Origin of the sequence: Pseudomonas sp. HOU2 (genome assembly GCF_040729435.1) — a bacterium.
Lineage (GTDB): Bacteria > Pseudomonadota > Gammaproteobacteria > Pseudomonadales > Pseudomonadaceae > Aquipseudomonas.
Genome location: NZ_CP160398.1, coordinates 3345254 through 3357392, shown reverse-complemented (window position 1 = coordinate 3357392; position 12139 = coordinate 3345254). Strand labels below are relative to the sequence as shown.

Genomic DNA, 12139 nt, shown 5'->3' with positions numbered 1-12139 from the left:
TTTGTGTGTGCTTTGTCCCAGCGAAGGATGAAGTTCACGAGAGCCAAAGACCTTGATTGCGCATCAGAACGCAGAACGCTCTCAACCCTGAAAAGGTCGTTTTATGACGAAATGGCTGCTGGCTGCCGGAGTCCTGATACCGCTTTGCGGCGCACAGGCTACACAGGAACCGGAAGCCGTGTACAACCGTGTTTGTGGTGCCTGTCATTCCGGCCAACTACCCATGGCGCCCGAAAGAGGCGATCAGGCAGCTTGGACGCCGAGGTTGGCGAAAGGTATGGAGACGCTGGTGCAACACGTGACCCAGGGTTTCAAGGCGATGCCGCCGCGTGGTTTGTGCATGGACTGCAGTGCCGAGGATTACCGAGCCATCATCCTCTGGATGAGCAAGAGTAAGCCCGGTCCATAACTCTTAACCCTTAGCCGTAGTTGGATTAGCTGATGAACAAACTGATCGTGAGTCTGCTGTTGACCGTGGGAATTTCAGGCTTCGCCCATGCTGCCGGCGATGCCGCCGCCGGCCAGGCCAAAGCCGCCGTATGCGGGGCCTGCCATGGTCCGGATGGCAACAGCATGGCGCCAAACTTCCCGAAACTGGCCGGTCAAGGTGAACGCTACCTGACCAAGCAACTGCACGACATCAAGTCGGGCAAGCGCACCGTTCTGGAGATGACGGGCCTGCTGACCAACCTGAGCGATCAGGATCTGGCCGACATCGCCGCCTACTTCGCCAGCCAGAAAGGCAGCGTCGGCGCCGCTGATCCAAAAATCGTCGCCCGTGGTGAGGCCCTGTTCCGTGGCGGCAACCTGGAAAAAGGCCTGCCAGCCTGCACCGGCTGCCACTCGCCGAACGGTGCCGGCAACGCCGCCGCCGGATTCCCGCACCTGGGTGGCCAGCACGCGCAATACATCGCCAAGCAACTGACCGACTTCCGCAAGGAAGACCCGACCGCCGGCCGCAGCAACGATGGCGACGCGATGACCATGCGCACCATCGCGCGCAAACTGAGCGATGAAGACATCGCCGCAGTCGCCACCTACATTCAAGGTCTGCACTGAGACCGCACATGGCAGCGATAGAACCCGGGCAACGTTAACGCTCGATTAATCCGTCGCAGCAAGTATAAAAAGGGTGGCTTTGGCCGCCCTTTTTTGTGGCCGCTGCCGTTACACTACAGAACTCATGCCCGCCAGGATCTGTCTGAAAACAGGTCGCGCGAGGCGACCAAAATTGTCCAGGAGTAAAGCATGCGTAATCTGATCATCAGCGCCGCTCTCGTCGCTGCCAGCCTGTTCGGCGTGACCGCCCAGGCTGCCGAAGCACCCGCCGCCCCTTACGTCGAATTGGCCAACCCGGTGCCGGTGGCAGAACCAGGCAAGATCGAAGTGGTGGAGCTGTTCTGGTACGGCTGCCCGCACTGCTACTCCTTCGAGCCAGTGATCAATCCCTGGGTTGAAAAACTGCCGTCCGACGTCAACTTCGTGCGTATCCCGGCGATGTTCGGCGGCCCTTGGGACGCGCACGGCCAGATGTTCCTGACCCTGGAAGCGATGGGCGTCGAGCACAAAGTTCACGCTGCGGTATTCAATGCCATCCAGAAAGAACGCAAACCCCTGACCAAGCCCGAAGACATGGCAGACTTCCTTGCCACTCAAGGCGTCGACAAGGACAAGTTCCTCGCCACCTACGGCTCCTTCGCCATCAAGGGTCAGATCGTAAAAGCCAAAGAACTGGCCAAGAAGTATGAAATCACTGGCGTTCCAACCATGATCGTCAACGGCAAATACCGCTTTGACGTCGGCTCCGCCGGTGGCGAGAAAGAGGCGCTGCAACTGGCTGACCAGCTGATTGCCAAAGAGCGAGCGGCCAACAAGGCAGCTGCCAACTAAGCGCGGTCATCGCCATGCGCCGCTGGGGCACCGAACGCAGCGTTGGCCTGCATGATCCGCAGGTCAACGAGCATCATCTGGAAGCCACGGGCCTGCCCGCAGACCATCGTCTGCGCCTGCTCAGTTTCAATATCCAGGTCGGCATCAGCACCGAGCGCTATCGGCATTACCTGACCCGCAGTTGGCAGCACCTGCTGCCGCACACCGGGCGCTCAGGCAATCTGCAGAAGATCGGCGACCTGCTTGGCGACTTCGATCTGGTCGCCCTGCAGGAAGCCGATGGTGGCAGCCTGCGTTCAGGCTACGTCAACCAGGTCGAACACCTGGCCCACCTCGGCGCCTTCCCCTACTGGTATCAACAACTCAATCGCAACCTCGGCCGACTGGCCCAGCACAGCAACGGCGTGCTCAGTCGCCTGAAGCCGTGGGCGATCGAAGATCATCCGCTGCCCGGCCCGAAAGGTCGCGGCGCGATCCTGCTGCGCTTCGGCGAAGGTCCGGAGGCGCTGGTGGTGGTGATGATGCATCTGGCGCTCGGCGCACGGGTGCGCAGCCTGCAACTGGCCTATATTCGCGACCTGATCAGTGGCTACAAGCACCAGATATTGATGGGCGACATGAACACCCATGCCAGTGATCTGCTACAACAGTCACCGTTACGCGATCTCGGCCTGCTGGCCCCGCAGATGCAAGCCACATTTCCCAGCTGGCGGCCACAGCGATGCCTTGATCATATTTTGCTCAGCCCGACCCTGACCCTGGAAAAGGTCGAAGTGCTGGCCCAACCCATTTCCGATCACCTGCCGGTCGCGGTAGAGATTCGTCTGCCGGGTTCGCTCACGGCCGATGCATTGCCCGCGTTGAGTCCTGCCCCTCGCGGAACCCCTGAATGAGCGACGACGCCCAGCGCTGGAAAGAGAAATACCTCAAAAGCATCGAACAACAGGACAAGCTCGAACGCCGCTGGGCCGCCCGGCTGGACTTGCTGCGTCGTGGCCTGGTGCGCAGCACGTTGGCCGCTGAAGGCACCGACAAGGTCGTTGATCAGTGCATGAAAGAGATGCGCGAGGTGGTGCGCACCGACGACATGGACGCCGGCCTCGCTGCTCTGTTGCCACGCCTGGAAAAGGCCGTGCTCGATTCCGAGCAGCGCCGCGAAACCCGAATCGATCAGGTCAGCACCGCACTGACCGCGCTGGTCACCCAGCTGCAAGCCTTGCCGCTGCCGCGAGAGGTCGCCCAACCGCTGAAGAAATTCGCCAAGCAACTCGACAGTCGGGTCGGCCAGGCGCGGGAAATGCCGCTGCTGCTGAGCGAACTCAGTGGTTTGCAGGGCAAGGCATTGAGCCAGCTGGAAACGCCGCCCGAGCCCGACCGGCCGGGCTTTTTGCAGCGCCTGTTTGGCAGCCGTGACAGTGAAGGGACGCCAGAGGCCACGGATCAACCTCAGGCGCCAGCGCCGAGCCATGCTGAACCTGCGTTGGAGCCGGTACCCGCGCCAACCGCAGCGGCCATCGCGCAACCACCAGAGGCCGAGCATAAGCAAACGCCAGCAGTGCAACCCCAAGCCGAATCACCTGTGTTCGCGTTCGTGCCTCCGGTCATTGCTGCCGAGCCGATCAGCGAACCCGTTGCTGCGACTGCACTGCCAGCGGCTGAACCTGAAGCCGAATGGCCGATCACCCCGATCACAGCGTCAGCGCCTGCTGCCGAGTTCAACCCCGACGAGTTGATCCACCCGGGCGACATCCCGGCGCCGTTGCTCCTCGACAGCCTGCCCCTGCCCGAACCGATTGCCCAGGCCTTGGCCGCCATCGATCCGGAGCAACCCGAGCAGGACATTCTGTATGCCCTGCCCGACTCGCCGGAGCCGTCTTACAGCTCGGTGGCCAAACACATCGAAGATACGCTGATCGGGCTACTCGATGACCTGACCCTGCCCGAACGCCATCGCCCGCAGGCCGAGGCCATGCGCGATCGCTTGAAAAATGGCCTGAACTGGTATGAATTGCTGCCGATTCTCGATGATCTTGCGACATTGATGCTGGCAATCACCGACAGCGGCCAGCACGAATTCGAAGCTTATCTGCAGCAACTCAACGAACGTCTCGAAGCCTTCCAGAGCAACCTGCAGGCCGCCAGCGAGGGCCACGCCGACAACAGCTCGGCGGCGCGGGCGATGGACACGCAAATCCGCGAACAGGTCGATGGCTTGCAGACCAGCGTGCAGGAAGCAGCCGATCTGGATGATCTCAAGCAAGTGCTGGAGAACCACCTCGAAGGCCTGCTCGGCACCATGGACCAGCACCAGAAACAACGCGATGCCCGCGAGCAGGAAGTGGCAGCGCGCCTCAAAGGCCTGGCCGAGCGTGTGGCGCACATGGAGCAGGAAGCCCTGGGTTTCCGCGAACACCTGGAAGAACAACGGCAGAAAGCCCTGATCGACCCACTCACCGGCCTGCCCAACCGCGCCGCCTGGAGCGAACGGCTGGAACACGAGATCAAACAGTGGCAGCAACACGGCAATACCTTGAGCCTGGCGATGCTCGACCTCGATCATTTCAAGCGCATCAACGACAACTACGGCCATCTGGCCGGTGACAAAGTGCTGAAGATCATCGCCACGGTGCTGCGCAAACGCCTGCGCGCTGCGGATTTCATTGCTCGCTTTGGTGGCGAGGAGTTCGTGCTGTTGTTGCCGGCCACCACGCCGGCCGTGGGCGCCAAACTGCTGGAATCCCTGCGTGCGGCCATCGAAGCCTGTCCGTTTCACTTCAAGGGTGAACGGGTGACGATCACCATTTCCATGGGCCTGGCGTCGTTCAAAACGGGAGAACACAGCGATCTGGTGCTCAAAAGAGCCGATCAGGCGCTGTACCGGGCGAAAAATGCCGGACGTAACCGGGTCGAGCTGGGCTGAGCAATTGTTCCATTTTGTTTAATTCAGCCCGCCGGCCGTCGAGATCCGAGGCAGTACGTTACACTGTTGCATTACTGTCTTGCGTGTACTGTCTCCTGCCATGAAATTTTTTAGCCTTCTCGCGTCGCTGCTCGTTCTGGCCGGTTGTGCCAGCGGCCCGCGTTACGACACCAGCCATCCTTCGGCCAATCACGACAGCCGCGTGCAGTTCGTGATCGTGCATTACACCTCGGCGTCGCTCGCGCGTTCGCTGCAACTGCTGACCCACGGCGAAGTCAGCAGCCACTACCTGATCGGCGACGACAAGAGCGCCACCATCTACAAACTGATGGATGAAAACCAGCGCGCCTGGCACGCCGGGGAAAGCCAATGGCAGGGCCGTACCTGGCTCAACTCCAGTTCGATCGGCATCGAAATCGTCAATCCAGGCTTCAAGGACACGCCGACCGGGCGCCTCTGGTACCCGTACAGCGAAGCGCAAATTCAATCGCTTATCGTCCTGCTCAAGGACATCAGCCAGCGTCAGGGCATCAGCCCGCGCCATATCATCGGCCACAGCGACATCGCGCCCCTGCGCAAACTCGACCCCGGCCCACTGTTCCCATGGAAGCGTCTGGCCGCCGAGGGTCTCGGCGTATGGCCCAACGAACAAGCGGTAGCCCGGCAACAAGTGCAATTCAACGCCGAACTGCCGAGCATTAGCTGGTTCCAGGAACAACTGGCGCGTGTCGGTTATGACACCGCGCAAACCGGCGAGCTGGATGTAGCGACGCGCCATGTGCTCGCAGCGTTCCAGATGCACTTCCGCCCTTCCCGTTTCGACGGTTTGCCGGACGCGCAAACAGCCGCGTTGTTGCTGGTACTCAATCAGACAAAATAATGACGCCCGCCCGACGGTCAGGGCGAAATCGAAATCAGCAGCTATAACTCATTGGTAATTCTTCGGATATTCCATGATGGTTGCTACCCGAGCGACGCTGCGTAGCTGGTTTTATCGCCCGTGGTTTTTGGCGATGATCGCGGCTGTCCTCAGTGCAAGCCTGCTGATCGCCGGCGGAATGTTCGTCGCCATGCGCCAGATCGAACAGAACGAGAGTCAGGAGATGAACGCTCAGGGCGAGCGTTTTCTGGCCCGCCTCGAGCAACTGTTCGGGCAATTGCGCGAAAGTCTCGATGACCTCCAGGCACAGCCGTTGCGCAGTTGCGATGAGGAAATGATCGCCACCCTGCAACAGGTCACTTTCAACTATCGCTTCGTCTATGAAGCGGCCTACATGGACGGCTCGCGGATCTGCTCCAACCGCCCCCGGCAGGAAGGGCTGTCGGTCGTCCGCGCGCCGGACATCAAGGGCCCGACTTACAGCTACTGGCTCAATACCACCACCGAACCCGATGAAAACCGCGCGGCGCTGATGCTCGGACGCGGCAACTTCCGTGTCGCAACCTCCCGCGGACATTTGACCGACATGGTCGACCTGCCACCGGACAGCAGCCTGCTGGTGGTACTGGATCACGGCAAGCGAGCGATTCCGGTACTCGGCACCGCGCAGACCTGGCCACCGAGCGAAACCTGGCCACCCAAGAGCCGCGAAGCCCTGCAAGTCACCCAGTCACGGCTGATCTACCGCATGCCGACCAACAATCCGGAATACCAGTTGGTGCTGATCACCCCGCGCAGCGGCATGCACATTCCCACCGTCTGGTGGTGGATGGTGCCAGCCTGCCTGCTGCTGGGGGCGTTTGCCGGATTCTTCGTGTTTCTGCTGGTGCGCCAGCGCCAGTCACTGGACGCCGAGCTGCAGGGTGCGATTCGGCGTGGCGAGCTGCAAGTGCTGTATCAACCAATCTTCGACCTCGACAGCCGCAATTGCGTGGGCGCCGAAGCCCTGCTGCGCTGGCGCCGCCCGGATGGCACGCTGACCAGCCCCGACCTGTTCATTCCGTTGGCGGAAAACACCGGGCAGATTCGGCAGATGACCGATTTCGTCCTGCAACGGCTGCTGGAACAATTGGGGCCGGTGCTGCGCGCCAATCCGCAGCTGTACATCTCGGTCAACCTCGCGGCGTGCGACGTGATGGTGCCGCGCATCGGCCAGGTCATGGCCAGGCTGTTGACCCTGCACCGGGTCGCAGCGCGGCAGATTGCCTTCGAAGTCACCGAGCGCGGGCTGATCGACGTGGTGGTGGCGCGGGAGAACCTGCAAGCCTTGCGCGATGTCGGGCATCAGGTGTTGATCGACGATTTCGGCACCGGTTATTGCAGCCTCGCCTACCTGCAGACGTTGCCGGTGGATTGCCTGAAGATCGACAAGGCCTTCATCGACGCACTCGGTCACGACGCGGCCAGCAGCGGCGTTGCTCCGCACATCATTCACATGGCGCAGGCACTGGATCTGAAGGTGATTGCCGAAGGCATCGAGCACGAAGCGCAAGCCGTGTTTCTGAGCAGTGAGGGGGTCAAGTTCGGTCAGGGCTGGCTGTTCGCCCAGGCCTTGAGTGCGGTGCAGTTCATCGAACTGATCACCCGCGGACGGCGCCTCGCCGGACGCCGGCTGGATGACGAAGCCTAGACCGCCAGCGCCATGTAGAACTGCGTGCCCTGCCCCGGCCGCGAATAGACGCCCATGCGTCCGCCATGTAACTGGACGATTTCCTTGCACAGCGCCAAGCCAAGGCCGGCGCCGCCCTTCTTGCGCCCGACCTGCACGAAAGGTTCGAAAATCCTCCCTTGCTGCCCATAGGCAATGCCTTCGCCGTTGTCCTCGACGCTGATGATCACCCGCTCGCCATGCCGGCGCGCCTGCAGGCGAATCTGCCCGTCACGAGCGGTGTGGCGCAGGGCATTGTCGATCAGGTTGTCGAGCACCCGGTCGAGTTGCGCCTGATCGGCCTGCAGGCGCGGCAACGGCCCCTGCACTTCGACGTTCAAGGCAATGCCCTTGGCCGCCGCCGAATCAGCGAAGCGCGACTGCGCCTGTTCCAGCAAATCTTCAATGGAGCACGGCGCCAGGGTGAGTTTCTGCAGGCCGTTCTGATAGCGCGAGAAGTTAAGCAAGTCGTTGATCAACTGCATCAGGCGCTGCATTTCTTCATTGACCGTGTCGAGCAGGTCCGCCTCACGTGACTCCGGGGGAAACTTCGCCCGCTCGCGAAACAGCCCGAACGCCATGTGCATGCCGGTGACCGGTGTGCGCAGCTCATGGGAGGCACGCAGCACGAACTCGCTGCGTACGCGTTCGAAGGCGCGCTGCTCGGTGACGTCGTGCAGCACCATCACCGCACCAAGAATATGCCCCTGAGTGTGGCTGACCGGCGTCAGGCTGTAGGTCAGCAAGCGTGATTCGCCATCGACCTCGATGCTCAAATCTTCCGGAGCGCGCTCAAGGGTGCCGCCGCGCAGCACCAGTTGCAGCTGTGCGTCGAGCTCCGGGCGCTCAAGCGCGCTGCCGAGACCCTGGCCAAGACGGTCACTGTCCCAGCCCAACTGACGCTGGGCCACAGGATTAAGGTGCTCCAGATGCCCTTCGCGGTCGATCATCAGCAAGCCATCGTCGATGCTGTCGAGCACCGCCTGCAAGCGCTGCTGACCGGCCAGCAGTTCGTCGACGTTGGTCGCCTGATGCTCGCGCAGCGCCTCGGCCATCAGCCCGAAGCGCTTGGTCAACTGGTTCATTTCCATCGCCGAGGAAATCGGCAGCGTCACCTCGAAATTGCCCTGGCCGATGTTGTCCGCCGCTTGCGCCAGCGCCTCGATCGGCGCGCCGAAACGCCGGGCAATCGCATGCGCGGTGACAAAGCCGATGATCAACACCGCCAGCCCTACCAGTCCCAGCAGGCCGGCGACCAGCAGCGCTCGCTCCCGGGCGTGATGCTGGACCGCGTTGATGTTGTCCAGCGCATGCTTGTGCTCGGCAATCAAACCGTTGCGCAAGATGTTGAAGCGTTCTCTGAGGTCGCTGTTGCCGCTGAGCACATTGCCCGGATTACGCGACAGCTCGAACGCCTGGAGAAAACTCAGATAGTCGGCCTTGGCCTGAGTAAACCCATACTGGTGACCATCGTCGTCTGCCTCCTGCGAAATGCCTTCATCGAGCAATTGCAGGTAGTGCTGCTTTGACGCTTCGAACGCGGCGGGATCGGGCTTTTCGGCCAGCATCAGCACCAGTTGGTCGCCGAGGGTCTGACGCAATTTGAGTCCCAGATCCAGGGTCACGAAGTTGCTGCGGATCGTCGCTTCCTGAGTACCGGCCATCTGCATCACGCTGACCAGCCCGAGCAACAGCCCGAGCAAGGCGACCGTGATCAGCGCAGAAATGCTCAGAAACAAGCGCGTGCGCAACTTCATCGCCAGCTTCATCGCCGGACACTCACAGGTTGTACTGCTTGCGCTTGCGATACAGGGTCGAAGCGTCGATACCCAGGGTCTTGGCCGCTTGGTCGAGGGTGCCGGCAGTCGCCAGCACCGCGCCGATGTGGGCTTTTTCCAGTTCATCGAGGCTTAGCGCCGCACCGACCCGTGGCGCATTGTTCGCCGGTTGCTCGGCCATGCCGAGGTGGCTGATTTCCACGCGCTCCTGCGGGCAGATAATGCTCGCCCGCTCCACCACGTTACGCAGCTCACGGATGTTGCCCGGCCAGCGATAACCCAGCAGCGCTTCCCGCGCCTCGTCACTGAAGCCCCGCGCCGGACGTGCGTACTCTTTGACGAAGCGCGCAAGGAAGCGGTCGGCCAGGGTCAGAATGTCCTCGGCACGTTCGCGCAATGGCGGCAGATGCAAAGTGATCACGTTCAGGCGATACAACAGGTCTTCACGGAAGCGCCCGTCGCGCACCATGTCTTCGAGATTAAGGTTGGTCGCGGCGAGAATCCGTACATCGGCACGACGGGTCACTGGATCCCCTACCCGCTCGTATTCCTTGTCCTGAATGAAACGCAGCAACTTCGGTTGCAATGTCAATGGAAAATCGCCGATCTCGTCGAGAAACAGCGTGCCACCGTCCGCTTGGTTGACTCGGCCCAAGGTGCTCTCACTGGCGCCGGTGAACGCACCACGACTGTGACCGAACAGCTCGCTTTCCATCAGCTCAGCGGTCAATGACGGGCAGTTGATGGTCACGCAGGATTTCTTCTCGCGCTTGCTCCAGCCATGAATGGCTCGGGCCAGTTCGCCCTTACCCGTGCCGGACTCGCCGAGGATAAGGATGTTGGCGTCGGTACCGGCGACCTGACGCGCTGTTTCCAGCACGACTTTCATTGCCGGGCTGTGGGAGTCGAGGCCGTCCTTGGGTTTGCGGATCTCGCCTTCAAGGGCTTCCAGCCGCGCCGAGAGTTGGCGCACCTCCAGCTGCTTGGCGGTGGCCAGACGCAACTGGTCGGGGCTGCAGGGTTTGACCAGATAATCCGCGGCGCCCGCCTGGATCGCGTCTACGGCGGTATCGACAGCCGAATGCGCGGTGACGATCACCACCCGCATCCACGGCGCCTGAACGCGCATTTGCGCCAGCACATCGAGACCGTTGTCTTCACCCAGACGTAAATCGAGGAAGCACAGGTCGAACACCTGGCGTTGCAACAATGCCTCGGCCTGAGCCGCGCTGTTGGCGGTGGCCACCGTATAACCTTCATCCTCGAGGCAGTAACGAAAGGTTCGCAGGATGGCGGACTCGTCGTCCACCAGCAGAATGCGGCCTTGATGCTCAGTGGCAGATTCCATTTTTCCTACGCTCCATAGTGATTGATCTTCGGTTAGTCCCGGAAAAATCGGGCAAGTTGCATGGTTGATTCTGAACGATGCGAGCCATAGGAGGGTAGCTCTCTCCTGCCTTGACGGCCAATGCGTTGATTTTGTTGAGTTTTTAAACAATCACCGATTTGCAGTGGGTTCCCTGCGTACATTTCTGACATCCGCGACGTGCTCTCAATTCCATAAGAATGAAATCTCCTACGAAATAATCATGCATTTCGCACGACCATAGATGACCCATCGTGCAGGATGCGTCCGTCGCTGAATTTCACTCACTCTCAAACCATTGATTTTATTGAATATTTTTCAAATAAAAAACTGGCATGCAGCCTGCAATACCTCATTCAGCCCGGGCAGATTCCCCTGCCCCAACCGAATAAGAGTGAGGAACCCAGGATGACTCGCCAACGTGCCGCCCAAGTGCGTATCTCGCCACTGCACATCCAGCAAGGCCTGTTTGGCGTACTTGCGCTGTTGATCACCCTGATCGCCTGCCAGCAATACCTGAGCTGGGAAAACAGCCAGAAGCCTGAGCCACTGATCTCGATTCAACACAGCACGCAGACGCACTTCAGTGCCGTCAGCAGCAGTCAGGCCGAAAGCGCGTCGATGCGCATGATGGATGTCGATCAGCCACAGCCGCTGGATCAACTGCCACGTGAAGAGCGCTGGGTTTTCTGACGAGCCGAAGAATTCAGGCGCATCGCGCCGGAACACGCAATATCCCTAAATAGAGAAGTAAGGAGAATCACCATGTTGAGCTGGGCAATTACATTCTTGATCATTGCCATCATCGCCGCCGTCCTGGGCTTCGGTGGTATCGCGGGCACCGCCACGGGTATCGCCAAGATTCTCTTTGTCGTGTTCCTGGTGATGTTCATCGCTTCCTTCTTCTTTGGCCGTCGCGGCCGAGGTTAACGATGATCGCTTTGAAGACACTGGCAGCCGCCCTGCTTCTGGGCGGTAGTGCCATGGCGATGGCGGCCAATGATGGCCAGGCGCGGGTCAACGAGCTGCTCAGCTCCGACCCGCAATACCGGGAAACCTGGCAAGGCGTCGTGAAGCACGAAGAACGCCTGCCGGAATGGGTGATGAACCTGTCCGGCACGCCAGACCAGCAGATGAATGCCGTGACTGAAGATGGCGACAAGTACCTGGTCGGCCCGCTCTGCGAATCCGCAGACAAGTGCCTGAACCACCGCTTGATCGTGGCTTTCAGCTTCGACAAGAAAGACGCATACGCCATGCTCGTCGATGTGCCCGAAGGACTGCCGGCCGACAAGTCGCCAACGCGACATGCCACTTACCGCTTCCTCGGCAAACCGGATGAGGGTATGCAGAATCTGCTGATGGAAACGCTGAAGAAAGATCCGAACTGGTATTGATTCGAACATGAGGGCAGCGCCCCGCTGCCCTTTATTGCGCCTACCCGAGGAAGGCTGGCGCATGACCAGGGGGCCGGGACGTTCTGACTGTTGCAAGGTCGGAGTGACCTACGGGTACAGGGAGTGCCTGCGCGAGGGCCGGGTCAGGGTAAAAGCTGCGACGCAGGTTCGCCGACCCTCAGTGGCTCGACGGACTTGCG

At 60.8% G+C, this 12139-nt stretch carries 12 protein-coding genes; 10 read left to right on the top strand and 2 right to left on the bottom strand.

What is annotated here, in order from left to right; all coding sequences use genetic code 11:
• Positions 1 to 103 precede the first annotated feature (103 nt).
• The 7 genes from ABV589_RS15155 (at position 104) to ABV589_RS15125 (ending at position 7380) form a co-directional block, all read left to right on the top strand.
• Positions 104 to 409 carry a c-type cytochrome gene (locus tag ABV589_RS15155; RefSeq protein WP_329696837.1) on the top strand — a complete coding sequence of 102 codons (306 nt, stop codon included), beginning with the start codon at positions 104 to 106 and terminating at the stop codon, positions 407 to 409.
• A 32-nt stretch (positions 410 to 441) separates the two neighbouring features.
• Positions 442 to 1059, top strand: a complete 618-nt coding sequence (locus ABV589_RS15150; RefSeq protein WP_007962749.1) for a c-type cytochrome — start codon at positions 442 to 444, stop codon at positions 1057 to 1059.
• Between the two features lie 189 nt (positions 1060 to 1248).
• Positions 1249 to 1890 carry a thiol:disulfide interchange protein DsbA/DsbL gene (locus ABV589_RS15145; RefSeq protein WP_367082265.1) on the top strand — a complete coding sequence of 214 codons (642 nt, stop codon included), beginning with the start codon at positions 1249 to 1251 and terminating at the stop codon, positions 1888 to 1890.
• Positions 1891 to 1904: 14 nt separating this feature from the next.
• Positions 1905 to 2783, top strand: a complete 879-nt coding sequence (locus ABV589_RS15140) for an endonuclease/exonuclease/phosphatase family protein (protein ID WP_367082264.1) — start codon at positions 1905 to 1907, stop codon at positions 2781 to 2783.
• Positions 2780 to 4810 (top strand): diguanylate cyclase, encoded by a 2031-nt coding sequence (locus ABV589_RS15135; RefSeq protein WP_367082263.1) that lies wholly within the window; start codon positions 2780 to 2782, stop codon positions 4808 to 4810. The genes ABV589_RS15140 and ABV589_RS15135 overlap by 4 nt, the downstream gene beginning before the upstream one ends.
• A 100-nt stretch (positions 4811 to 4910) precedes the next feature.
• Positions 4911 to 5690, top strand: coding sequence for an N-acetylmuramoyl-L-alanine amidase (locus ABV589_RS15130; RefSeq protein ID WP_367082262.1), 780 nt, complete (start codon positions 4911 to 4913; stop codon positions 5688 to 5690).
• Positions 5691 to 5763: 73 nt separating this feature from the next.
• Complete coding sequence (locus ABV589_RS15125; RefSeq protein WP_367082261.1) at positions 5764 to 7380, top strand: EAL domain-containing protein; 1617 nt, start codon at positions 5764 to 5766, stop codon at positions 7378 to 7380.
• On the opposite strand, the gene ABV589_RS15120 is transcribed toward ABV589_RS15125, so the two are convergent.
• Both ABV589_RS15120 and algB read right to left on the bottom strand, forming a co-directional pair.
• A complete protein-coding gene (locus ABV589_RS15120) occupies positions 7377 to 9167 on the bottom strand; it encodes a KinB sensor domain-containing domain (protein ID WP_367082259.1) in 1791 nt (596 codons plus the stop codon). The two genes, ABV589_RS15125 and ABV589_RS15120, sit on opposite strands and share 4 nt — an antisense overlap.
• 10 nt (positions 9168 to 9177) lie before the next feature.
• Positions 9178 to 10524, bottom strand: coding sequence for a sigma-54-dependent response regulator transcription factor AlgB (algB, locus tag ABV589_RS15115; protein WP_003220286.1), 1347 nt, complete (start codon positions 10522 to 10524; stop codon positions 9178 to 9180).
• A 426-nt stretch (positions 10525 to 10950) separates the two neighbouring features.
• Here algB and ABV589_RS15110 point away from each other — a divergent pair, with 426 nt between their 5' ends.
• The 3 genes from ABV589_RS15110 (at position 10951) to ABV589_RS15100 (ending at position 11939) form a co-directional block, all read left to right on the top strand.
• Positions 10951 to 11235 carry a hypothetical protein gene (locus tag ABV589_RS15110; protein WP_047297449.1) on the top strand — a complete coding sequence of 95 codons (285 nt, stop codon included), beginning with the start codon at positions 10951 to 10953 and terminating at the stop codon, positions 11233 to 11235.
• 72 nt (positions 11236 to 11307) lie between these two features.
• A complete protein-coding gene (locus ABV589_RS15105; RefSeq protein WP_003177151.1) occupies positions 11308 to 11472 on the top strand; it encodes a DUF1328 domain-containing protein in 165 nt (54 codons plus the stop codon).
• 2 nt (positions 11473 to 11474) lie between these two features.
• The gene (locus ABV589_RS15100; RefSeq protein WP_007962729.1) at positions 11475 to 11939 is read left to right on the top strand and encodes an inhibitor of vertebrate lysozyme family protein; all 465 of its coding nucleotides are present in this window, start codon (positions 11475 to 11477) and stop codon (positions 11937 to 11939) included.
• Positions 11940 to 12139 lie beyond the last annotated feature (200 nt).